Origin of the sequence: Ferriphaselus sp. R-1 (genome assembly GCF_000746095.1) — a bacterium.
GTDB lineage: Bacteria > Pseudomonadota > Gammaproteobacteria > Burkholderiales > Gallionellaceae > Ferriphaselus.
Genome location: NZ_JQKP01000002.1, coordinates 293,133 through 315,883 on the forward strand (window position 1 = coordinate 293,133; position 22,751 = coordinate 315,883).

A 22,751-nucleotide genomic window follows, 5' to 3' on the forward strand; every position below is an offset into this window, starting at 1 on the left:
CTATTGAGGTGCGCTCTTGCGCACGGTGCCTTTATCGGTGAATTCTAGCCTTTTCTGCATCGCAGCGGTGACCTGTACATGACCATCCCCATCGATCAGCATGGCCTCGTCCAGCCCCATCGTGTGCGCTGCCTTCACCCAAGCAGCGGCACCGGCGAGAAACAGTGGTTTGGAGGCGGCATCGGACAACAGTCCGGCGTGATCGCCGTGCGTCAGGATGGTCACCGCTTGTACGCCTTGCGCGGGATGGCCGGTGCGCGGGTCGATAAGATGGCAATAGCGCTTGCCGCCGAATTCGAAGTAACGCTGGTAATCGCCCGAGGTGCCGATGGCCTCGCCGTCACGCAATTCCAGCGTGGCGATGGGCGCGGGCTTGCGCGGATGCTGGATCCCGACGCGCCACGGGCGCGAGCCATGCTGCCCCAGCGCCATCACGTTGCCGCCGATGTTGACCAGCGCATGGTGGATACCCTGCTGCTTGAGTAACGCGATCGCGCGATCCAGGGCATAGCCTTTGGCATAGCCACCAAGATCGAACTGGACCGCAGGATTGCGACTGCTGACCCGCACCGCGTCACCCGCCGGTGTTGGCTGAAAGCTGAGGTCGCTCATTTGTGGATTGGCCGCGACCAGGGCTGCCACCTGCCGCTCATCGGGCAGAGCAGCCTGAAACTCATCCGCCTGGAATCCCCACAGCTTGACCAAGCCGCCGATGGCCGGATTGAACGTGCCTCCGGAGCGTTGCGACAGTGCCGTTGCTTCTTGCAACATCGCGGCCAGTTCCGGTGTAACTTCGTGGCTTTCGCCCCGCGCCAGTGCTGTATTCAGCTCACTCAGCGAGCTGGGTTTCCAGGCATGGAGCAGATCGTTCAGCCGCTGGAACTCCTGCATCACCGCCGCCACAGCGCTCTTGGCCTTGGGCTCTTCCGCGCCGTAGACACTGACCTCGACCAGCGTACCGAAGACGTAGCCCTGTTCCTGATACAGCGGCTCCTTGCCGCAGGCGGTCAAGAGCAGGGCAAGGAGCAGGCTGACGACGAATCGCATCAGCCTGCCAGCTCTTCCAGCTCGACCGCTGCCGCCAGCAGCGCCAGTCTAGCCACCACGCCATAAGCGTAGAAACGGTTGGGCGTGTCGTCGGGAGCGCAGTCCGGATTGGGCAGGGAGCAGCACGTCTCGAAGGCCAGCGGCACGAAGTGCATCCCCGGAGCATTGAGGTTCTCATCCACGCCGCGCCCGGTATGGACGCGGTAGAAGCCGCCGACCACATAGTGGTCCACCATGTACACCACCGGCTCGGCCACGGCCTCGTTGATGTGCTCGAAGGTGTACACCCCCTCCTGCACCAGCACGTCATGCACTTGCAGACCCTCCTTGACCACAGCCATCTTGTTGCGCTGCTTGCGGTTCAGGCCGCGCACTTCGTTGGCATCCTTGACCGTCATGATGCCCATGCCATAGGTGCCGGCATCCGCCTTGACGATGACGAAGGGCTCGTCCTTGACACCATATTCCGCGTATTTGGCGCGTATCTTTTGCAGCACGCTATCGACCTGCGCGACCAGGCACTCTTCGCCGGTCTGTGCCTGGAAGTCCACCTCGCCACAGCGGGCGAAATAGGGGTTGATCAGCCAAGGGTCGATGTCGATGAGTTTGGCGAATTCGGCGGCAACACGGTCATAGGCCGCGAAGTGTTGCGACTTCCGTCGGGTCGTCCAGCCGGCCTCCAGTGGCGGCAGTACGGCCTGCTCCAGATTTTGCAATATCTCCGGCACTCCGGCGGACAGATCGTTGTTCAGCAGGATGACGCAAGGATCGAATCCCTCGACCGTCAGGCGGTTGCCCTTGCGTAACAGTGGCTCCAGCGTGAGTGTCGCGCCATTCGCCAGCGTCAACGTGGTGGCCGAGGTGATTTCCGGCAGCAGGCTGCCGATGCGCACCTTCAGTCCCGCCTGCTTCAACACCAGAGCCAGCCGCGCCACGTTTTGCAGGTAGAACTGGTTGCGGGTGTGGTTCTCCGGTACCAGCAGGATACCGCGCGCCTCCGGGCAGATCTTCTCGATGGCGCTCTGCGCAGCCTGCACGCAGAGCGGCATGAAGTCGGGGTTCAGGTTGTTGAACCCACCAGGGAACAGATTGGTATCCACCGGTGCCAGCTTGAAGCCCGCATTACGCAGATCGACCGAGGCGTAGAACGGTACGGAGTGCTCTAGCCATTGTGTGCGAAACCAATGCTCGATGGTCGGCTGGGCCGCAAGGATGCGCCGTTCCAGATCGAGCAGGGGGCCATTCAGTGCGGTAGTAAGATGGGGAACCATAGATTTTGCCAAGGATCAGAGGCGGCCATTCTAGCCGATTCCGTTACGGTGGCGGCGCTGGAAACAACCGGGGCGGCTGGTGCCGCCCCTAGTCGGAGGTTGGCTGCTCAGCCAAAGAACCGTTTCAGCTTTGAGCCTAGCCAACCGCTCTTTTCTGCTGTCTCCTGATTGCCCAGAGACTTCTTCACGACTTCGGCATAATCGACATCGTCACCCTTGATGTGATTGATGAGCCAGACCTTGAGCATGGAGAGCAGTTCGGGGGCGATGTTGTCACCCGCTTTGGCACGGTTCTGGAAGTCCAGCACCCGTTTGGTGAAAACCTCGTGGACCCGGCGATGCGCCTTGATGAAGGGGTAACCCGCGCTCTCCTGCAGGTCCTCCTCGAATGCAAAGTGCGTAACGGTGTAATCAACCAACTCGTCCAATACGCGATTGATATCGGTGATGTCGCCCCCCTTGTTCACCACGTCCAGCTCGTTGATGTAGTCAACGATGCGCCGGTGCTGGGTGTCGATCACATTGATTCCGATGTCCAGATCCTTGGACCATTGTATGAATGCCATTTTGTTTCCCCTTGTAATTGCCAAGGCTCGTCACCCCGACCTTGGTATGGGTAGCGTAACCCATACCAAGGCTGGTGACTTTGCGTTCGCTCAAGTAACGACTATCACCCGAAAACTCGGGCTGGGGCGCTCCGAGTGGTAGAATCGCGGGGTTTTTTCACCGGATTCTGTAGCCATCATGCTTTCTACCGCCAACATCACCATGCAGTTCGGCTCCAAGCCGTTGTTCGAGAACGTCTCCGTCAAGTTCGGCGACGGCAACCGTTACGGCCTGATCGGGGCGAACGGTTGCGGTAAATCCACGTTCATGAAGATTCTTGGGCGCGATCTGGAGCAGACCTCCGGCGAGGTGATGCTGGATCGGGGAGAGCGCCTGGGCAAGCTGCGTCAGGACCAGTTCGCCTACGAAGACAATCGCGTGCTGGATGTGGTGATGATGGGGCACGCCGAGATGTGGGGAGCGATGAGCGAGCGGGATGCGATCTACGCCAATCCGGATGCGACGGAAGAGGATTACATGCGTGCCGCTGACCTGGAGGCAGTGTTCGCGGAGTATGACGGCTACACCGCCGAAGCGCGTGCGGGCGAACTGCTGCTGGGCCTGGGCATTGCCATCGAGCTGCACCAAGGGCCGATGCGCGAGGTGGCTCCCGGCTTCAAGCTGCGCGTGCTGTTGGCGCAGGCGCTGTTTTCCAATCCGGACATCCTGCTGCTGGACGAGCCGACCAACAATCTCGACATCAATACCATCCGCTGGCTGGAAGACATCCTCAACGCGCGCAACTCCACGATGGTCATCATCTCGCACGACCGTCACTTCCTGAACAGCGTGTGTACCCATATGGCCGATCTGGACTATGGCAAGATCACGGTGTATCCGGGCAATTACGACGATTACATGCTGGCCTCATCCCAGGCGCGCGAGCAGCAGGCGGCTGATAACGCCAAGGCCAAGGAAAAGGTCGCCGAGCTGAAGGCCTTCGTGGCCCGATTCTCGGCCAACGCCTCCAAAGCCAAGCAGGCTACCTCGCGTGCGCGCCAGATTGACAAGATCAAGATCGAGGACATCAAGCCATCGAGTCGCCAATATCCCTTCATCCGCTTTGAATATGACGAGAAGGACAAGCTGCACCGTACTGCCGTCGAGGTGCAGAAGATGGCCAAGGGCTTCGACCGCATGCTGTTCTCCAACGTGAACTTCCGTATCGATGCCGGCGAGCGCGTCGCCATCATCGGCCCGAACGGTATCGGCAAGACCACGCTGTTACGCTGTCTGGCTGGAGATCTCACGCCAGACACTGGCACTATCAAGTGGACGGACAAGGCCAAGATCGGCTACTACGCGCAGGATCATGCCCACGATTTCGCCGAAGACAAGATCATGATGGACTGGATGACCGATTGGCGTGGTCCCGGCGATGACGACCAAGTGGTGCGCGGCACGTTGGGTCGCCTGTTGTTCTCCGGTGACGATGCCAAGAAATACGTCAAAGTGCTGTCCGGCGGGGAGAAGGGGCGCATGCTGTTCGGTAAGTTGATGTTGCAGCGCAACAATATCCTGCTGATGGACGAGCCGACCAACCACATGGACATGGAGTCCATCGAGTCGCTCAACACCGCGCTGGATCAGTTCAAGGGTACGCTGGTGTTCGTCAGCCATGACCGTGAGTTCGTCTCCTCGCTGGCTACCCGCATCATCGAGATCAGCGAAAAGGGCGTGACCGATTACCACGGCACGTACGAGGAGTATCTGCGGAGTCAGCTGGAGGCTTGATCGGATCGCGTCCGCCGGGCGGGCGCTGCGGGGGTTGAGGATGGAGAGTACCTTCTCGGGGACCATAGGCGTATTTGATTCCGGTGTCGGCGGACTGTCGGTGTTGCAGCACATCCGCGCCGCTCTGCCTGACGCGCACCTGATCTATGTGGCCGACTCTGCCTTTGTGCCCTACGGCGACAAGTCGCCCGCGTATATCGAGTCGCGCTCGTCCATCATCAGCCGCTTCCTGATCGAACAAGGTGCGGCGGCCATCGTCATCGCGTGCAACACGGCTACGGCTGCCGCCGCCGCCGGATTGCGCCGTCGCTATGCACTACCCATCATCGGTATGGAGCCCGCCGTCAAACCTGCTGTCGCTGCCAGTAAGCGCGGCGTGGTTGGCGTACTGGCGACTACGGGGACGCTGGAAAGCGCGCGTTTCGCCGCCTTGCTGGAAAAATATGCCGGAAATGTGAAGATCGTGACTCAAAGCTGCCCGCGCCTGGTCGAGGTGGTGGAGCGCGGCGACCTGCAAGGTGCCGAAGCGCGCCAGCTGGTTGCGCGCTATACCACGCCCTTGCTCAAGAGCGGGGCGGACACCATCATTCTGGGGTGTACCCATTACCCTTTCCTGGCCCCGTTGATTCGCGAGGTGGTCGGTGCGCAGGTCCAGTTGATTGACACGGGCAAGGCGGTTGCCCGGGAGCTGAAGCGCCGTATCGACCTCGAACTGCCGACACTGCCTCCTCCACCGGTAGATCCGGAGGCACTGCCCGTCCTGCCCACCGGCACCGAGCGTTTCTATTCCAGCGGGGACCCAGTACAGGCGGAGCGGATCATGTCCAAGCTGTGGGGGCGGGCGGTAGAGGTGCGCAGCCTGGCTTGAGCGGGGTCGACCGACGCTAGCCGGAGGCGTGGCGGGCGCTCCAGTCTTACGCCTTGCTCTTTCGTACAGGTCGCTTGGTCGGGCCCTTGGCGGCTTTGGCCGCCAGCAGCTCCAGCGCTTGCGGCAGGGTGACGTCGTCCACGGTGACGTCCTTGGGCAGAGTGGCGTTGACCTTGCCGTGGCGGACGTAGGGTCCGTAGCGACCGTCGCAGACTTCGACCGGTTTCTGGTCGGCGGGATGCACGCCCAAGTCGCGCAGCACGGTGGTGCTGTCTTTCTTCTGCGCCAGCAGTTCCACGGCGCGATCCAGCGCGATGGTAAAGATGCTGTCGGTCTTGGGGATGGACTTGAACGCGCCATCGTGGCCGATGTAGGGGCCGAAGCGACCGATGTTGACCACCACTTTCTTGCCGGACTCGGGATGTGCGCCGAGTTCGCGCGGCAGGGCCAGCAACTGGAGCGCCATGCCGAGGTCGGCGGCTTCCAGCGGCAGCTCCTTGGGCCAGCTCACCCGTTTCGGTTTCTTCTTGTCGCCTTCCTTGGCTTCGCCCAGTTGCACGTAGGGGCCGTAAGGGCCGCGCAGCAACAGGATGGTCGTGCCTTCCTCATTGGTGCCGAGCTCTTTGCGCGCATCCTCCGCCGATTCGGTTTCGCCACTCAGATTGCGGGTGAAATCGCATTCCGGATAGCCGGTGCAGCCGATGAAACTGCCGCGCTTGCCGAGGCGTTTGGAGAGCGGCTTGCCACACTTGGGGCAGGCTTCTTCCAGCACCTCGGTGCCGGGGCGGTCGACATCCTTCTTCTCGCCGATCAGCGCGTGGAAGCCTTTCCAGAATTCGTCCAGCACCGGAATCCAGTCGCGCTTGCCTTCGGAGATCTCGTCCAGCTCGTCTTCCATCTGGGCGGTGAAGCCGTAGTCCACGTAGCGGGTGAAGTGGTCGGTGAGGAAGCGGTTCACCACGCGGCCCACGTCGGTGGGCTGGAAGCGCTTTTTCTCCAGCGTGACGTATTCGCGCGCCTGCAAGGTGGAGATGATGCTGGCGTAAGTGGACGGGCGGCCGATGCCGAACTCTTCCAGCGCCTTGACCAGACTGGCTTCGGAGAAGCGCGGCGGCGGCTGGGTGAAGTGCTGCTCGCCATAGAGCTTGTCCAGCGGCAGGGTTTCGCCTTCGGCCAGCGGGGGCAGTTTGCCGCCGTCTTCCTCGGTGCTGTCGTCGGTGTCTTCCTGATACACGGCGATGAAGCCGGGGAACACCAGCGTCTGGCCGCTGGCGCGGAACAGCGTGGTGTCGCCGCCCAAGCGGATGTCCACGCTCACGGTGTCGAAGCGGGCGGGTGTCATCTGGCTGGCCAAGGTGCGCTTCCAGATCATCTCGTACAGCCGCGCCTGATCCACGGTGAGGAATTCGCGCACGCTGTCCGGCGTGCGGCTGATGCTGGTCGGGCGGATCGCCTCGTGCGCTTCCTGCGCGTTCTTGGTCTTGCTCTTGTAGACCGGCGAGGTCTTGGGCAGGTAGTCGGGGGCGAAATCGGCACCGATGTAGCCGCGTATCTCAGCCACGGCCTCATTAGCCAAATTCACCGAGTCGGTACGCATGTAGGTGATGAGACCGACCGTGCCACCGCCGATGTCGATGCCTTCGTACAGTTGCTGCGCCAAGCGCATGGTGCGCTCGGAGGTCATGCCCAGCTTGCGCACGGCTTCCTGTTGCAGCGTGGAGGTGGTGAACGGCGCGGCGGCGTAGCGCTGCTTGCCGCGTTTTTCTACCTTGACTACCTTGGGCGGCAGTTTGGCATCGCTCAAGCTAGCGAAGATTTTGTTGTACTCGGCTTCGCTGCCGATGCTGAGCTGCTCGACCTTCTTGCCGTGGTACTGGAACAGTTTCGCCGTGAACGGCAGGGTGTTCTTCTGGCTGTCCAGATGCACTGTCCAGTATTCCTGCGGGCGGAAGGCCTCGATCTCCAGCTCGCGTTCGACGATCAGCCGCAGCGCCGGACTTTGCACCCGACCGGCGGACAAGCCGGGGCGGATCTTGCGCCACAGCAGCGGCGACAGGTTGAAGCCGACCAGATAGTCCAGCGCACGGCGCGCTTGCTGGGCGTTGACCAGCGGCAGCGAGATGTCGCGCGGATGGGCAACGGCTTCCTGCACCGCGCTCTGGGTGATCTCGTGGAACACCACGCGCTGCAAGGGCTTGTTCTTCAGTCCGCGCTTGGCTTTGAGGATCTCGGCCAGATGCCAGGCGATGGCCTCACCTTCGCGGTCCGGGTCGGGTGCCAGAAAGATGTTGTCGGCAGCGGCAGCTGCTTTGGCAATGGCATCAACGTGCTTGGCGTTGCGTGCGATGGTCTCGTACTGCATGGCGTAGCCGTTGTCCACGTCGATCGCGCCGGTCTTGGGGATGAGATCGCGCACGTGACCGTAGGAGGCCAGTACTTCGAAGTCCTTGCCGAGATATTTTTTGAGCGTCTTGGCTTTGGCGGGCGATTCGACGACGAGCAGATTGGAGGCCATGGCGTAGGTCGGTTTGGGATTCAGTGCAGGTTCAACGAGTCTGCCGGTGTCAGCAGGTCTTCGACCACCAGAGGGTCCAGTGCTTCGTGCTGGTCCCACAGGACCAACAGAGCAATCAGCTTGAATTTGTCCAGTGACAGCTGGTCGATGCCGAGAGCGACAGCGCGGTCAATGATCATTTCGCGCTCGACCGCCGAGACCATGCCGCTTTGCTCCCAGAACGCCAGAAAGCTGCGCGCCTCGGGACTGAGTCGCTTCAGCTCCAGCGCAGCGTAATGGCGGTAGCCGCCATGGTTGATGGCGAGCGGATAGTCAGCTGGTGTCAACCGCTTCATCCCGGACAGCCAGCTCAGCGCCTGGCTGATCTCCTCTTCCTCAAAGCCGGCGGCTGAGAGCTTGAGCGAGAGTTTGTCGGGTTCGGGGTAGCTGCCAGCATTTGCGTAACTTTCAAACAAAAACATCAAGATATCGAACATGGCATCCCACGGTTACGGTTTTTTCAAGTGATACGCTGGAACCTTCCGCCGGGCAGTGTCGCCACCCGTCCATCCAGTTCCAGTTGCAACAGGATGGCGGATAGCGCCTCAATCGTCAAGTTACTGCGCTGGGCGAGCGTGTCCATATCTACCGGGTCGTAGCCCATCGCCTCCAGTGCGGGCAAGACCGATGCCGGGGGCGTGACGGGTTGTGTCGGCACGGGGAGTGCGCCCAACTCCTCCAGAATGTCCTGCGCCGATTCAACCAGTTTGGCACCCTGCTTGATCAGGTAATGGCAGCCCTTGGACTGTGGCGAGTGGATGGAGCCGGGGATGGCGAATACCTCGCGGCCCTGCTCCAATGCCATGCGAGCGGTGATCAGCGAACCGCTTTGCAGGGAAGCCTCGACCACCAGCGTGCCGGCACTCAGGCCGCTGATGATGCGGTTGCGGCGCGGGAAGTTGGCGGCCAGCGGCGGCGTACCGAGCGGGAATTCCGAGATGATGAGGCCGTCCTTGGCCAGTTGGTGTGCCAGTTCGCGGTTGGCAGCGGGGTAGACTTTGTCCAGTCCGGTGCCGATCACGGCGATGCTGGAGCCCGACCCGCGCAGTCCTCCGCGATGCGCCGCTGCATCGATGCCGTGGGCCATGCCGCTGACGATGCACAGGCCGGCATCGCTGGCTGCCAGCGCAAAGTCCTCCGCATTTTTGATCCCTGCTGGCGAGGCGTTGCGGCTGCCGACTACGGCCAGGGCGGGTGCGCCGAGCAATTCCTGCCGCCCCTTGATGTAGAGCAGCATGGGCGGGTCGCTGGTGTTGAGCAGCGCCTGCGGGTACCCGCTGTCAGCCAAGGTCAGCACCGCGTTGTTCGGGTCTTGCAGCCAGACTTCCAGCAGAGCGAGCGAGGACTCATCCAGACCGCGCGCGATAGCTTCGGCGACGGCAGGGCGGACGACCTCGCGCAGGGCGCGGGCGGGGGTGGCGTAGATCTGCTCCGGCGTGCCGAAGGCTTGGAGCAGGTGGCGCAGGCTCTCGTTGCCCAGACCGGGGATCAGGCTGAGCGCGACCCAGTGAGCGAGCGCCGTGTCCATGGTCACGGAGTCAGGGCGTTGTCCAGCAGTTCCACCGGCAAGCGGGTTTCCATCACCAGCGCATAGGCGACCCGCTCGAAGGTGCGGAACACGAAGATCAGGCCATAGTGCTGGTCAGGCAGCGTGACGCTCTGGCCTTTCTTGCAGGCGGCATCCCCGGCCTCGCACAACGCTTGGTCGTCATTGCGCAGGGTCCTGCCGTGGCGCGTCAATGTCAGCACATGGCCGACTTCCAGTCCGTCGCGTTGCCCCTTGTTGAGGGTGATGACGGAATGCTGGCCGGCCAATTCTGCACCGCCGTGGACGGAGATGACTTTGCTGCTCAGCCGGCTGCCCGGCGCGCGCGGGATGAAGTTGTCGCTTTGCGCGGCCGCCCGGGCGATGAGGCGGTCACCTTTTTTGATCTCTTGCGTGGCATGCACGATGCGCACGGTGCTCGGGTTGCCGAACTGCTCCACCTGTGCTTCGCCCAGGAAGATGGCCTCATGGCCCAACACCTGTCCGCTATCCGGATCGATCAAAGCCTTGCCGGGACGATAGAGCTGCCAGTGGATGCCCTGCGCCCGATCGAGTCCCTGAACGTAGACGATGTCATCGTCACCGACCACTACGCGTTCGTCCAGCGTGGCGACCAGCAAGGGCGCATTGGCCAGGTCGCCTTCATTGACCACCAGAGGATATTTCAGGAAGGGCGCGATGTCGCCGCGCGGGACGGCGGGTATGGCTTGACTGCGGCCCGGGGCGCTGCGGATCTGGGGTGCGAGTTTGACGATGCCGCCCGTCCCGCGCGCCGTATCGACATCGAGCTTGCCGTGCTGGCGGTCGAGTCGCACCACATCACCGGGATAGATCCAGTGCGGATCCTTGATGGTGTCCTGATTCAGGCCCCAGATCTGTGGCCATTGCCACGGGTCGTTGAAGAAGCGATGGGCGATGCCCCACAAGGTGTCGCCCTGAGTCACGATGTGCTGTTCCGGGGCGTTGTCGCGTATCTGCGCATCAGCGGCGAAGGTGACGGCGGGCAACAAAAAGCAAATCAGCGATATAATCTTGCGCATTGAGAACCCCGGCTGGAAGGTGGGACGGTGCGACGAGTTCGTCGCCGCTTCGATTTTGCAGCCAGTCACCCGAACTTAGCAAGCATTATGGCTATCCTGAAAATCCTCCAATATCCCGATCCGCGTTTGCACAAGGTCGCCAGTCCGGTGGGCGAGGTCACTGCGGCTACCCGCAAGCTGATCGCGGACATGGCCGAGACCATGTACGCGGCACCCGGAGTCGGCTTGGCGGCGACGCAAGTGGACATTCATCAGCAGATCATCGTGGCCGATGTGTCGGAGAAGCACAACGAGTTGTTGGTGTTCATCAATCCAGAGCTGGTGGCGATGGATGGCGAGAGTGCGCTGGAAGAGGGCTGTTTGTCCGTACCGGGCATCTACGACAAGGTGAAGCGCGCCGAGCGAGTCACCGTGCGAGCTCTCGATAAGAACGGCAAACCCTTCACGCTGGAAGCCGACGATTTGCTGGCGGTGTGCATCCAGCACGAAATGGATCATCTCAAAGGCAAGGTGTTCGTCGAGTACCTGTCGCAACTCAAGCAGACCCGCATCCGCGCCAAGCTGAAGAAGCGCCAACGCGAGACGCTGTAAATCGATGAAACTCATCTTCGCGGGTACTCCGCACTTTGCCGCTGCCGCGCTGCAGGCTTTGCTCGATGCCGGTCATCAGGTCGTCGCGGTACTGACCCAGCCGGACCGCCCCGCTGGTCGCGGCATGCAGTTGCAGCCCAGTCCGGTCAAGCAGCTGGCGCTGCAGCACGGCTTGCCGGTGCTACAACCGCTGACGTTGAAGCACGCCGAGATCCAGCAAGAACTCGCCGCGCTGAACGCGGAAGTGATGGTGGTCGCCGCCTACGGCCTGATCCTGCCGCAAATCGTGCTGGATACGCCACGCTTCGGCTGTCTTAACATCCACGCTTCGTTGCTGCCGCGCTGGCGCGGCGCGGCCCCCATCCAGCGCGCCATTCTGGCGGGCGATGCGGAGACCGGCATCACCATCATGCAGATGGACGCCGGGCTGGATACCGGCGACATGCTGTTGAAGACCTGCTGTCCAATCACCGTTGCCGATACCGCGCAGACCTTGCATGACAAGCTGGCGACACAAGGGGCCGAGGCCATCGTGCAGGCTCTGGCCAAACTGGCCGAACTGAAACCGGAAGTGCAGAACAGCGTTTGGGCGACCTATGCTGCCAAGCTGAACAAGGCCGAGGCGCAGCTCGACTGGTCGCAGGATGCCGAGCAGCTGGCCCGTGCGGTGCGTGGTTACAATCCGGTGCCGGTGGCTAACTCGCTCTGCAAGGACACCGCCATCAAGCTTTGGCAGGCCAGTGTGCGCAGCGATCTGGGCGGCATCCCCGGCACCGTGTTGGCGGCGGACAAGCGCGGCATCGTGGTCGCCTGCGGCAAGGGTGCACTGAATCTGGAGGTGTTGCAGCGTCCGGGCGGCAAGGCTCTGCCCGCAGCCCAGTTCTTGCAAGGTTTCCCGCTGCAAGTTGGCGACCGCTTCGGCAGCTGAAATGAATCTCGCCCAACTCGGAGCCACCCAGATCGTCGCTCAAGTGATGGGCGGCCGCAATCTGAATCAGGCGCTGGCTGAACACCTGCGCCGCCATGCCGAACTGACCCCGCAGCAGCGCGCCATCGTGCAGGATCTGAGCTACGGCACCCTGCGCTTCTACGGCCAGCTCGCGGCCATGCTCGCGCCCCTGCTGCATAAACCCTTGAAGGATGAACGGCTGCGCTTCTTGCTGCTGGTGGCCTTGTTCCAGTTGCAGTACAGCAAATCGGCCAGCCATGCGGTGGTGGATCATGCCGTGCGTGCCGCGCGCGAACTCAGTCCGGCGGCCAGCGGGCTGGTCAATGCGGTGCTGCGCAATTTCCTGCGCCAGCGCGAAATGCTGCTGGCGACGGCGGCGAAAAGTGAATCCAGTCGCTATTCCTACCCGCAATGGTGGATAGATCAGCTCCGGTCGCAGTACGGCGCGCGTGCCGATGCGGTGCTGCTGGCGGGCAACCAGCATCCGCCGATGACGCTGCGCGTGAATCAGCGTCGCACCACGCCCGCCGACTATCTGGCGCGGTTGGCGCACCACGGCATCGAGGCGAGCCTGATCGAGCCGGACGCGATCCTGCTGGCGCGCCCGGTCGGGGTGGACAAGCTGCCCGGGTTCTTCGATGGCGAGGTCTCGGTACAGGATGCCGGTGCGCAATACGCCGCGCCTTTGCTGGATGCGCACACCGGGATGCGCGTGCTGGACGCATGTGCCGCGCCGGGTGGCAAAAGTGCCCATCTGCTGGAGCTCGCAGACATCCAGCTGACCGCGCTGGATCTGGACGCGGAGCGGCTACAGCGGGTGGACGAGAACCTGAGGCGCTTGCAGCTAAGCGCCAATTTGAAGGTCGGCGATGCCGCACACCCTGCTGACTGGTGGGATGGTGTGCCGTTCGACCGTATCCTGGCCGATGTGCCGTGTTCGGCAACGGGCGTGGTGCGTCGCCATCCCGACATCAAATGGCTGCGTCGCCCCGCCGACATCGCCGGTTTTGCGCGGCAGCAAGCGCAGATACTGGAGGCGCTGTGGCACTTGCTGGCGAGTGGTGGTAAATTGCTCTACGCGACCTGTTCGGTGATGGGGGAGGAGAACAGGCAGGTGGTGCAGGATTTCTTGCGGCAGCATGTGGATGCGCACGAGCTGCCGCTGCGGCCCGACCTCCCTGAAAGCGGACAACTCTTACCCGGCGATCGGCATGACGGCTTCTTCTATGCGCTGCTGCAAAAATCTGTTTAGACACCTACTGCTCTTGCTGGGGATGCTGTGGTTCGGTGTCGCGGGCGCGCAGGCTGAGGGTATTTCGGTACAAAAAGCCGAGGGCCGCACGGTCGGCAGCAGCTACCAGCTTGCGGTGGATTTTGGCATCAATTTCAACTATGTGGTCGAACAGGCGCTGATGCGCGGCGTGACACTGCACTTCATCAGCGAGTTCAATCTGAACCGGCCACGCTGGTACTGGTTCGATGATGTGCTGGTGGCCAGCGAGCAGACGACCAATCTTTCGTATAACGCGCTTACCCGCCAATACCGCATCGGGCGGGGCTCGTTGTTCCAGAACTTTTCCAATCTGGAAGATGCCCTGCGGGTGGTCGGGCACCAGGCTTCCGCACCCGTGCCGCTGACTGCGCTGAAATCCGAGAGCAAACATGTGGTCTCGGCGCGCATGCGTCTGGACATTACCCAGTTGCCCAAACCCTTGCAGGTGAACGCGCTGACCAGCAAGGAGTGGAACCTCGATTCAGACTGGTATAGCTGGATCGTGCACCCTAACACGACCGGGGGTAACTAGCCGGTGAAATACTTTCTCGCTGCCAGCACGCTGATCGGCACCCTGCTGCTCTATCTGCTGTCTCAAGCCAACGCGAAGTCCGAGTTGTTCTCGCACAGCCTGTACTGGTTGCTGGCATCGATCGGGGTGCTGGCGGTGTTGTTGATGGCGCTGGTGGGCTACCAGTTCTGGCAGCTGCGCCAAAAGATCAAGGCCCAGGTGTTCGGGGCGACGCTGGCGTTCCGGCTGGCGGTGTTCTTTACCCTCATCGCCATCCTGCCCGGCCTGCTGGTCTATGGCGTGTCGGTGCAGTTTCTGGGCAAAAGTATCGAATCGTGGTTCGACGTGCGCGTGGAAAAGGCCCTCGAAGGCGGTCTTAATCTGGGCAGGAATGCACTGGAGAACGGCTTGAAGGACTTGACCAAGAAGGGTCAGTTCATTGCCCTGCTGCTGGCCGAGCAAGATCCGGCGCAGCATGCGGCCACGCTCAACCGGCTGATGGACGAGGGCGCGGCGCAAGAGATCGCACTGTTCTCCAACTCGGGCAAGCTGCTTGCCTTCGCCTCCAGCGAGCGGCGGCTGGCACCCGACATGCCCGATGCCAATATGCTGGGGGAGGTGCGCAGGCAGGGCCTTTACAGCGTGGTCGACACCTTGCCGGATAATCGGCTGGTGCTGCGGGTGTTGGTGCCGGTCAACGCAGTACGCGCCAATGGCGTGCGCATCCTGCAATTCGCCCAGCTCGTCCCCAAACAGCAGTCGGATGATGCGGAGATGGTGCAGGCGGTCTATCGCGACTATCAGGGTATCTCCATCTCTAGGCTGGGTCTGAAGCGGATGTATAGCCTGACCTTGACGCTATTCCTGTTGGTAGTGCTGCTGGCGGTGGTATCGGCGGCGATCTTCCTGAGCAATCGCCTGAGCGCGCCGCTGGCGGCTCTGGCCGAGGGCACGCGGGCGGTTGCGCAGGGCGACTTCTCGCGCCAACACGAGGTGCAAAGCAGCGATGAGTTGGGCATGCTGACCGGCTTGTTCAATCAGATGACCCGGCAATTGGCCGAGGCCAAAGACACCAGCGAGCAACAGCAGCGGCAGGTGGAGAATGCCAAACTGTATCTGGAAAGTGTGCTGGCGCACCTGTCGTCGGGCGTGTTGGTGGTGGATGCCGAGTACAAGTTGCGCTCGGTCAACGCCAGCGCGGCACAGATCCTCGGTGCGCCTTTGCTGGAGATGCAGGGGCAGCCGCTACAGGATGTGGCGAGTGTGCATCTGCTGCTGCGTCCTTTCGTCGCCACGCTGGAGCATGCATTCGAAGAGATGCCCAACGGTGAGTGGCAGCGGCAGATTGAGCGTGTGAGCAAGAACGGCAATCAGATCCTGCTGATCCGGGGAACCTGGTTGTCGACGGCGGCAGAGAGCGGCTACGTGGTGGTGTTCGATGACATCACCCATCTGCTGCGGGCGGAGCGGCAAGCGGCTTGGGGCGAGGTGGCACGGCGCTTGGCGCACGAGATCAAGAACCCGCTGACACCCATCCAGCTTTCCGCCGAGCGATTGCAGCACAAACTCAGCGCGAAGCTGGATGAGAAGGATGCCTCGCTGTTGCAACGCGCGACGCAGACTATCGTCAGCCAAGTGACGGCGATGAAGAACATGGTGACGGATTTCGCCGACTACGCTCGCGCTCCGGCACTGAAACTCACTGAGCTGGACATGCACCAGTTGCTGCGCGAGGTGCTCGGTCTGTATGAGGCGAACCGCTATCCGCTCAGTGTCCGGCTGGAGGCCCCGCACACGCGCATCCGGGGCGATGCCACACGGTTGCGGCAAGTGATACATAATCTGTTGCAGAACGCGCAGGATGCACTGGGGCAGGTCGAGCAGCCGCGACTGATCTTACAGACCTCGAACGAGGAGGGCTGGCTGAGGATGTCGGTCGAGGACAACGGTAGCGGCTTCCCCGAGAATCTGCTGGATCGCGCCTTCGAGCCCTACATCACGACCAAACCCAAGGGCACGGGTTTAGGGCTGGCGATCGTCAAGAAGATAGTCGAAGAGCATGGCGGGATCATCGCGATCGAGAATGTGGTGAGTGGCGGGGCGCGGGTCATTGTCACGCTGCCGGTATTGACAGGAGCGGCATGATGGCAGGAAAAAACATACTGATAGTCGATGACGAGGTGGGTATACGCGAATTGCTGTCTGAGATCCTGTACGACGAGGGTTACAGCGTTCATCTGGCCGAGAATGCGGCACAGGCGAGGCAATTCCGCAGTCGCCAACAGCCGGACCTGGTGTTGCTCGACATCTGGATGCCGGACACGGACGGTGTCAGCCTGCTCAAGGAGTGGGTGGCAGACGGGCTGCTGACCATGCCGGTCATCATGATGTCCGGCCACGGCACCATCGAAACGGCGGTGGAGGCTACGCGCATAGGCGCAGTCGATTTTCTGGAGAAGCCGGTCGCTTTGCAGAAGCTGTTGACTACGGTCGCCAAGGCTATCAAGCAGGACTTCCAGAAGCGCTTGCCCGAGTCGACGGCTGCGGCGGTCGAGAGCGGTGTGACGGAGGGAGGTGCCACGACCCTGCCGCTGGACCTGCCCTTGCGCGAGGCTAGAGAGAATTTCGAGCGACTCTACTTCGAGCACCACATACGCAAGGAACACGGGAATATCACCCACATCGCAGACAAAGTAGGTCTGGAGCGTACTCATCTTCATCGCAAATTGAAGCAATTGGGCATACGGGTAGGCAAGAAAGAGGCCGACCCTTCTACCGAATGAACTGTATTCATGGTTGCCCTAAACAGGGCGCTGCGGCATAATCGACCACCCCAACCAGATAAACTTACCCAAATCTGCTATATCGGGAAGCACAGGAGACTAGAGGAAAATGGCTTCGGAACGCAAAGTAACCCCCCCCAAATACAACGACATCACCGGCGCGATTCGCATGCTTGCGGTCGATGCGGTGCAAAAAGCCAATTCTGGCCACCCTGGCGCGCCGATGGGTATGGCTGAGATTGCGGAAGTGCTGTGGAACCACCACCTGCGTCACAACCCGGCCAACCCCAAGTGGGCCGACCGCGACCGCTTCGTGCAGTCGAACGGTCATGGTTCCATGCTGATCTACGCACTCTTGCACCTGACCGGTTACGATCTGCCGATCGAAGAGCTGAAGCGCTTCCGCCAGATGCACTCCAAGACTCCTGGTCACCCTGAGTATGGTTACACCGTAGGTGTCGAGACCACCACCGGCCCGCTGGGCCAAGGCATCACCAATGCCGTGGGCATGGCGATGGCCGAAAAACTGCTGGCCAACGAATTCAACAAGCCCGGCCACGAGATCGTCAATCATCACACCTATGTGTTCATGGGCGACGGCTGCATGATGGAGGGTATCTCGCATGAAGCCTGCGCGCTGGCTGGTACCTGGGGTCTGGGCAAGCTGATCGCCTTCTGGGACGACAACAACATCTCCATCGACGGTCACATCGACGGCTGGTACACCGATGATACCGCCAAGCGTTTCGAGGCCTATGGCTGGCATGTGATCGCGGATGTCGAGGGTCACGTTCCCGAGGAGATCGATGCTGCGATCGAGGCGGCCAAGGCGGTCACCGACAAGCCGACCCTGATCTGCTGCAAGACCGTGATCGGTGCTGGCTCCCCCAACAAGGAAGGCACCCACGACGTGCATGGCGCTGCGCTGGGTGATGCCGAAGTGGCTGCCACCCGTGCCCACATCGGCTGGAACTACGCACCGTTCGAGATCCCTGCCCATGTGTACGAGGCTTGGGATGCGCGCACTGCAGGTGAGGGGCTGGAGACGCTGTGGAACAACAAGTTCGCCGAATACCGTGCCGCTTACCCGAAAGAGGCTGCCGAGTTCGAGCGCCGCATGGCGGGTGATCTGCCGGCTAACTGGGAAGCTCATGTGGCCCAGGCCATCGCTGCGGTCAACGCCAAGGGTGAGACCATCGCCACTCGCAAGGCTTCGCAGAACGCCATCAATGCGCTGCAACCCGCGTTGCCCGAATTCTTGGGCGGCTCCGCCGACCTGACCGGTTCCAACCTGACCAACTGGACAGGCGCGCACCACGTTTCCGGCAAGAAGCCCGGCAACTACATCAGCTACGGCGTGCGCGAGTTCGGCATGTCCCACATCATGAACGGTATGGCACTGCATGGTGGTCTGCTGCCGTTCGGTGGCACGTTCCTGATGTTCTCTGAATACGCCCGCAATGCGCTGCGCATGTCGGCTCTGATGAAGCAACGCGTGATCTATGTGTTCACCCATGACTCCATCGGTCTGGGCGAAGACGGTCCGACCCACCAGCCGGTGGAGCAGACCACTACGCTGCGCTATATCCCTAACATGGATGTCTGGCGTCCGTGCGACACCACCGAGTCCATCGTGAGCTGGGCGTGTGCCGTCGAGCGCAAGACCGGCCCGGCTTCCTTGATCTTCAGCCGTCAGAACCTGCAGTTCCAGAAGCGCTCCGACGCGCAGATCGCCGACATCCGCAAGGGTGGCTATGTGCTGTCCGAGGCCGCAGGCGGCAAGCCACAGGCGATCATCATTGCCACTGGCTCCGAAGTCGAGTTGGCGATGAAGGCGCAAGCCGCATTGGCCGCTGAAGGCGTGAACGTGCGCGTGGTCTCCATGCCGTCTACCAATGTGTTTGATCGTCAGGACCAGGCCTACAAGGACAGCGTGCTGGTCCCGGGCGTGAAGCGCGTGGCGGTCGAGGCAGGCGTGACCGGCTTCTGGTACAAGTACGTGGGCCTGGAGGGCAAGGTGATCGGCATGGATTGCTTCGGTGAATCCGCCCCGGCACCTGAGCTGTTCAAGCACTTCGGTTTCACCGTCGAGAACGTGGTAGGCGCCGTCAAGAGCGTCCTGTAAGTCCTGAAACAGAGGAGGCACAGCCTCCTCTGCATTGTTTACATTAACAGACCTAAGGAGAGGGAAACATGGCAATTCGTGTTGGTATTAACGGTTTTGGTCGTATTGGTCGTATGGCATTCCGCGCCATCGCCAAGGATTTTCCTGGCATCGAAGTGGTGGCGATCAACGACTTGCTGGATGCGGACTATCTGGCCTATATGCTGAAGTACGACTCCGTGCATGGCAATTTCAAGGGTGATGTCGGCGTTGACGGTAACAACATGAAGGTGAACGGCAAGACCATTCGCCTGACTGCCGAGACCGACCCTTCCAACCTGAAGTGGAACGAAGTCGGCGTGGACATCGTGCTGGAATGTACCGGTTTCTTCCTGGACGAAGAAGGCTGCAAAAAGCACATCGCCGCAGGTGCGAAGAAGGTTGTGATTTCGGCTCCTTCCAAGGACAAGACCCCGATGTTCGTCTATGGTGTGAACCACACCACTTACGCTGGTCAGGCGATCGTTTCTGCTGCTTCCTGCACCACCAACTGCTTGGCTCCTGTTGCCAAGGTGTTGAACGACAACTGGGGTATCAAGCGCGGCCTGATGACCACCGTGCACGCTGCGACGGCGACCCAGAAGACTGTTGACGGCCCGTCCAAGAAGGACTGGCGCGGTGGTCGCGGTATCCTGGAAAACATCATCCCGTCCTCCACTGGCGCTGCCAAGGCTGTGGGCGTGGTGCTGCCGGAACTGAACGGCAAGCTGACCGGCATGGCTTTCCGCGTGCCGACTTCCGATGTGTCCGTGGTTGACCTGACCGTAGAACTGAACAAGCCAGCCACTTACGCTGAGATCTGTGCAGCGATGAAGGCGGCTTCGAGCTCCGGCGACATCAGCAAGACTCTGGGTTACACCGACGAGAAGGTGGTTTCCACCGACTTCCGTGGCTGTGGCTACTCTTCCATCTTCGATTCAGAAGCTGGCATCGCGCTGGACTCGACCTTCGTCAAGGTGGTGTCCTGGTACGACAACGAGTACGGCTACACCTGCAACATGCTCCGTTTCGTGGAGCACGTCGCGAAGTAATCGCAAGACCGCAGAGGCACAGGCAACTGTGCCTCTGCGGTTTCTGGCATCCATCCCAGATTCACCACGCAGCCGCAGCCCAGGCTAGCAAGCTCTGTCTCTCCGTGGTTAATTTATTGTTAGGAGCAAAAAATGGCTAATTTCATCCGCATGACCGATCTGGATCTGGCAGGCAAACGTGTGCTGATCCGCGCTGACCTGAACGTGCCCGTCAAGGACGGCAAGGTTACTTCCGATGCCCGTATCACTGCCTCCATGGCCACTATCAACCACTGCCTGAAGGCTGGCGCCAAAGTGATGGTGACTTCCCATCTGGGCCGTCCGACCGAAGGTGAGTGGTCCGAAGAGAACTCCCTGAAGCCGGTAGCCGACAACATCTCCGGTCGTCTGGGCAAGACCGTGCGCCTGATCAAGGATTGGGTGGATGGCGGCTTCGATGTGGCTGCTGGTGAGTTGGTGGTGCTGGAAAACTGCCGCATCAACAAGGGCGAAAAGAAGAACGTGGACGAGACCGCCCAGAAGTACGCCGCCCTGTGTGACGTGTTCGTGATGGATGCGTTCGGCACTGCCCACCGTGCCGAGGCTTCGACCCACGGTGTCGCTAAGTACGCTCCGACCGCTTGCGCAGGTATTCTGCTGACCGAAGAGCTGGATGCGCTGAACAAGGCATTGGCCAACCCGGCCCGTCCGATGGTCGCCATCGTCGGCGGCTCCAAGGTTTCCACCAAGCTGACCGTGCTGGAAGCGCTGTCAGAGAAGTGTGAACAGCTGGTGGTGGGCGGCGGTATCGCCAACACCTTCCTCAAGGCAACCGGCCACCCCGTCGGTAAGTCGCTGTGCGAGAACGATCTGGTACCGACTGCGCAGGCGCTGATTTCCAAGATGACCGCGCGCGGCGCGACCATCCCTATCGCGACCGACGTGGTTGTGGGTACGGCAGCACCCTTCCTGCCCGGCAATGAAAACACCCCGGCCATCCTGAAGGATGCCAAGGATGTGGCTGAAGATGAAATGATCTTCGACATCGGCCCGAAATCTGCACAAGAATTGGCTGACATCATCATGAAGGCAGGTACTGTGGTTTGGAACGGCCCGGTCGGCGTGTTTGAATACGACCAGTTCGGTGCAGGCACCAAGACCATCGCCATGGCCATCGCCAATACCAAGGCGTTCACTCTGGCGGGCGGCGGCGACACCATCGCAGCGATTCAGAAGTATGACATCTATGACAAGGTGAGCTACATCTCCACCGCAGGCGGCGCGTTCCTGGAATACCTCGAAGGCAAGACCCTGCCGGCCGTGGCGATCCTGGAAGAGCGTGCGTCTAAATAAGGAACCACATGCTGCGTAGAACTAAAATCGTGGCCACCCTCGGGCCGGCCACCAGTGACCAGAAAGTCCTGGAGCAAATGATCCGGGCCGGTGTTGACGTGGTGCGGATGAACTTCTCCCACGGCTCCGCCGCCGACCACATGGGGCGTGCCGAGACCGTGCGTGCCGCTGCGCGAGCAGTGGGGCGTACCGTCGGTATCCTCGCCGACCTGCAAGGTCCCAAGATCCGTGTCCGCAAGTTCGAGAACGACAAGATCATCCTGAACAAGGGCGATACCTTCATCCTCGATGCTAGCTGGACGGCGCTGGGCAATCAGGAGCGGGTCGGTCTGGACTACAAGGAGCTGCCACGCGATGTGAGCAAAGGCTCCGTGTTGTTGTTGAACGACGGCATGCTGGAGTTCGACGTGGAAGAAGTGCGCGGCGAAGAAGTAGTGTGCAAAGTCGTGCGTGGCGGCGTGTTGTCCAACAACAAGGGCATTAACCGCAAGGGTGGCGGCCTGACCGCTCCGGCGCTTACCGATAAGGACAAGGAAGACATCAAGACCGCCGCGTTGATCAAGGCGGACTTCCTGGCGGTATCCTTCCCCCGTTCGGCGGACGACATGCGGCAGGCGCGCGAGCTGATGCACGCGGCGGGCGGCAAGAGCCTGCTGATGGCGAAGATCGAGCGTGCCGAAGCGATTCCGGTACTGGGCGACATCATCGATGCCTCTGATGCCATCATGGTGGCACGCGGTGACTTGTCGGTGGAAGTCGGCGATGCTGCCGTGCCTGGTTTGCAGAAGCGCATGATCAAGATGGCGCGCGCCAAGAACAAGTTGGTCATCACGGCGACTCAGATGATGGAGTCGATGATCACCAATCCGATCCCGACCCGCGCGGAGGTGTCCGATGTGGCCAATGCGGTGCTGGACGGGACAGATGCGGTGATGCTGTCCGCAGAGACGGCGGTCGGTGATTACCCGGTCGAGACCATACAGGCCATGGCGCGTATCTGCCTGAAGGCCGAGCGGGAAGTGGAAGACAACTCCATGGACCGCCGCTTGGCGACCCAGAAGTTCAGCCGTATCGATCAGTCGATCGCCATGTCGGCGTTGTTCGCTGCCTCACATTTCAAGGTCAAGGCCATCGTTGCGTTGACGCAATCCGGTTCGACGGCGCTGTGGATGTCCCGTGTGAACGCCGGCGTGCCGATCTTCGCGCTGACTCCGACGGATGCGACCCTGAGCAAGGTTACGCTGTTCAGCGGCGTTCACCCGATCGCTTTCAATCCCAGCTCCACTGATCCGGCAACCACGCTGATCGAGGCTGAGCAGGAGTTGGAACGCTTGGGATTGGTTAATGCGGATGATCTGATGGTGTTGACCATAGGTGATGCCGTAGGCAAGACAGGTCATACCAATACGATGAAGATCGCCCGTGTCGGCGATCACCACGGCAAGTGAAGG

Annotated in this window: 19 protein-coding genes; 12 read left to right on the plus strand and 7 right to left on the minus strand. The window is 61.3% G+C overall.

From position 1 onward, the window contains the following. The 3 genes from DM08_RS03825 to DM08_RS03835 form a co-directional block, all read right to left on the minus strand. Entirely contained in the window at nt 1-1,047 is a 1,047-nt protein-coding gene (locus DM08_RS03825) for an FAD:protein FMN transferase (protein WP_035383285.1), read from the minus strand. Next, nucleotides 1,047-2,318, minus strand: coding sequence for a glutamate--cysteine ligase (gene gshA, locus DM08_RS03830; RefSeq protein WP_035383286.1), 1,272 nt, complete (start codon nt 2,316-2,318; stop codon nt 1,047-1,049). Before gshA ends, DM08_RS03825 begins: the two co-directional genes overlap by 1 nt. Before the next feature lie 107 nt (nt 2,319-2,425). Beyond that, on the minus strand, nt 2,426-2,884 hold the full coding sequence (locus DM08_RS03835; protein ID WP_035383287.1) for a bacteriohemerythrin: 459 nt from the start codon (nt 2,882-2,884) through the stop codon (nt 2,426-2,428). Nucleotides 2,885-3,062: 178 nt separating this feature from the next. Between DM08_RS03835 and DM08_RS03840 the strand changes: the two genes are divergently transcribed. Together DM08_RS03840 and murI are read left to right on the plus strand one after the other, a co-directional pair. Further along, nucleotides 3,063-4,658 (plus strand): ABC-F family ATPase, encoded by a 1,596-nt coding sequence (locus DM08_RS03840; protein WP_035383288.1) that lies wholly within the window; start codon nt 3,063-3,065, stop codon nt 4,656-4,658. A 40-nt stretch (nt 4,659-4,698) separates the two neighbouring features. Continuing rightward, nucleotides 4,699-5,526, plus strand: coding sequence for a glutamate racemase (murI, locus tag DM08_RS03845; protein WP_035383289.1), 828 nt, complete (start codon nt 4,699-4,701; stop codon nt 5,524-5,526). Nucleotides 5,527-5,572: 46 nt separating this feature from the next. Here the strand turns inward: murI and topA are convergent, their stop codons facing one another. From topA to DM08_RS03865, 4 genes are read right to left on the minus strand one after another with little or no spacing between them, the layout of a single operon-like run. After that, nucleotides 5,573-8,041 (minus strand): type I DNA topoisomerase, encoded by a 2,469-nt coding sequence (gene topA, locus DM08_RS03850; RefSeq protein WP_035383427.1) that lies wholly within the window; start codon nt 8,039-8,041, stop codon nt 5,573-5,575. A 20-nt stretch (nt 8,042-8,061) separates the two neighbouring features. Continuing rightward, nucleotides 8,062-8,517, minus strand: coding sequence for a Smg family protein (locus tag DM08_RS03855; protein WP_035383290.1), 456 nt, complete (start codon nt 8,515-8,517; stop codon nt 8,062-8,064). A 23-nt stretch (nt 8,518-8,540) separates the two neighbouring features. After that, complete coding sequence (gene dprA, locus DM08_RS03860; RefSeq protein ID WP_035383291.1) at nt 8,541-9,608, minus strand: DNA-processing protein DprA; 1,068 nt, start codon at nt 9,606-9,608, stop codon at nt 8,541-8,543. Nucleotides 9,609-9,610: 2 nt separating this feature from the next. Next, nucleotides 9,611-10,666: a LysM peptidoglycan-binding domain-containing protein gene (locus DM08_RS03865; protein ID WP_035383292.1), complete on the minus strand. Its 1,056-nt coding sequence runs from the start codon at nt 10,664-10,666 to the stop codon at nt 9,611-9,613. An 87-nt stretch (nt 10,667-10,753) separates the two neighbouring features. On the opposite strand from DM08_RS03865, the gene def reads away from it, so the two are divergent. The 10 genes from def (at nt 10,754) to pyk (ending at nt 22,748) form a co-directional block, all read left to right on the plus strand. Then, nucleotides 10,754-11,257, plus strand: a complete 504-nt coding sequence (gene def / locus DM08_RS03870; protein WP_035383293.1) for a peptide deformylase — start codon at nt 10,754-10,756, stop codon at nt 11,255-11,257. Between the two features lie 4 nt (nt 11,258-11,261). Further along, the gene (gene fmt, locus DM08_RS03875; protein WP_035383294.1) at nt 11,262-12,185 is read left to right on the plus strand and encodes a methionyl-tRNA formyltransferase; all 924 of its coding nucleotides are present in this window, start codon (nt 11,262-11,264) and stop codon (nt 12,183-12,185) included. Between the two features lies 1 nt (nt 12,186). Next, on the plus strand, nt 12,187-13,458 hold the full coding sequence (rsmB, locus tag DM08_RS03880; protein WP_035383295.1) for a 16S rRNA (cytosine(967)-C(5))-methyltransferase RsmB: 1,272 nt from the start codon (nt 12,187-12,189) through the stop codon (nt 13,456-13,458). A gap of 22 nt (nt 13,459-13,480) precedes the next feature. After that, nucleotides 13,481-14,011, plus strand: a complete 531-nt coding sequence (locus DM08_RS03885; RefSeq protein ID WP_237560222.1) for a DUF4390 domain-containing protein — start codon at nt 13,481-13,483, stop codon at nt 14,009-14,011. Between the two features lie 3 nt (nt 14,012-14,014). After that, nucleotides 14,015-16,135: a sensor histidine kinase gene (locus DM08_RS03890; RefSeq protein ID WP_035383296.1), complete on the plus strand. Its 2,121-nt coding sequence runs from the start codon at nt 14,015-14,017 to the stop codon at nt 16,133-16,135. Further along, a complete protein-coding gene (locus DM08_RS03895) occupies nt 16,135-16,773 on the plus strand; it encodes a response regulator (protein WP_035383297.1) in 639 nt (212 codons plus the stop codon). Before DM08_RS03890 ends, DM08_RS03895 begins: the two co-directional genes overlap by 1 nt. 109 nt (nt 16,774-16,882) lie before the next feature. Then, on the plus strand, nt 16,883-18,898 hold the full coding sequence (gene tkt / locus DM08_RS03900) for a transketolase (RefSeq protein ID WP_035383298.1): 2,016 nt from the start codon (nt 16,883-16,885) through the stop codon (nt 18,896-18,898). A 68-nt stretch (nt 18,899-18,966) separates the two neighbouring features. Then, on the plus strand, nt 18,967-19,968 hold the full coding sequence (gene gap / locus DM08_RS03905) for a type I glyceraldehyde-3-phosphate dehydrogenase (RefSeq protein WP_035383299.1): 1,002 nt from the start codon (nt 18,967-18,969) through the stop codon (nt 19,966-19,968). A 132-nt stretch (nt 19,969-20,100) separates the two neighbouring features. Then, on the plus strand, nt 20,101-21,300 hold the full coding sequence (locus DM08_RS03910) for a phosphoglycerate kinase (RefSeq protein ID WP_035383300.1): 1,200 nt from the start codon (nt 20,101-20,103) through the stop codon (nt 21,298-21,300). 8 nt (nt 21,301-21,308) lie between these two features. Further along, complete coding sequence (gene pyk / locus DM08_RS03915) at nt 21,309-22,748, plus strand: pyruvate kinase (RefSeq protein WP_035383301.1); 1,440 nt, start codon at nt 21,309-21,311, stop codon at nt 22,746-22,748. Nucleotides 22,749-22,751: the final 3 nt, after the last annotated feature.

What these genes read in the sequence shown, in the direction of transcription:
- DM08_RS03840 (WP_035383288.1), top strand. Translation starts at nt 3,063, where the DNA reads ATGCTTTCTACCGCCAACATCACCATGCAGTTCGGCTCCAAGCCGTTG.
- DM08_RS03835 (WP_035383287.1), bottom strand. Translation starts at nt 2,884, where the DNA reads ATGGCATTCATACAATGGTCCAAGGATCTGGACATCGGAATCAATGTG.
- dprA (WP_035383291.1), bottom strand. Translation starts at nt 9,608, where the DNA reads ATGGACACGGCGCTCGCTCACTGGGTCGCGCTCAGCCTGATCCCCGGT.
- DM08_RS03910 (WP_035383300.1), top strand. Translation starts at nt 20,101, where the DNA reads ATGGCTAATTTCATCCGCATGACCGATCTGGATCTGGCAGGCAAACGT.
- DM08_RS03855 (WP_035383290.1), bottom strand. Translation starts at nt 8,517, where the DNA reads ATGTTCGATATCTTGATGTTTTTGTTTGAAAGTTACGCAAATGCTGGC.
- rsmB (WP_035383295.1), top strand. Translation starts at nt 12,187, where the DNA reads ATGAATCTCGCCCAACTCGGAGCCACCCAGATCGTCGCTCAAGTGATG.
- topA (WP_035383427.1), bottom strand. Translation starts at nt 8,041, where the DNA reads ATGGCCTCCAATCTGCTCGTCGTCGAATCGCCCGCCAAAGCCAAGACG.
- DM08_RS03885 (WP_237560222.1), top strand. Translation starts at nt 13,481, where the DNA reads ATGCTGTGGTTCGGTGTCGCGGGCGCGCAGGCTGAGGGTATTTCGGTA.
- murI (WP_035383289.1), top strand. Translation starts at nt 4,699, where the DNA reads ATGGAGAGTACCTTCTCGGGGACCATAGGCGTATTTGATTCCGGTGTC.
- gap (WP_035383299.1), top strand. Translation starts at nt 18,967, where the DNA reads ATGGCAATTCGTGTTGGTATTAACGGTTTTGGTCGTATTGGTCGTATG.
- tkt (WP_035383298.1), top strand. Translation starts at nt 16,883, where the DNA reads ATGGCTTCGGAACGCAAAGTAACCCCCCCCAAATACAACGACATCACC.
- pyk (WP_035383301.1), top strand. Translation starts at nt 21,309, where the DNA reads ATGCTGCGTAGAACTAAAATCGTGGCCACCCTCGGGCCGGCCACCAGT.
- DM08_RS03865 (WP_035383292.1), bottom strand. Translation starts at nt 10,666, where the DNA reads ATGCGCAAGATTATATCGCTGATTTGCTTTTTGTTGCCCGCCGTCACC.
- fmt (WP_035383294.1), top strand. Translation starts at nt 11,262, where the DNA reads ATGAAACTCATCTTCGCGGGTACTCCGCACTTTGCCGCTGCCGCGCTG.
- DM08_RS03825 (WP_035383285.1), bottom strand. Translation starts at nt 1,047, where the DNA reads ATGCGATTCGTCGTCAGCCTGCTCCTTGCCCTGCTCTTGACCGCCTGC.
- gshA (WP_035383286.1), bottom strand. Translation starts at nt 2,318, where the DNA reads ATGGTTCCCCATCTTACTACCGCACTGAATGGCCCCCTGCTCGATCTG.
- def (WP_035383293.1), top strand. Translation starts at nt 10,754, where the DNA reads ATGGCTATCCTGAAAATCCTCCAATATCCCGATCCGCGTTTGCACAAG.
- DM08_RS03895 (WP_035383297.1), top strand. Translation starts at nt 16,135, where the DNA reads ATGGCAGGAAAAAACATACTGATAGTCGATGACGAGGTGGGTATACGC.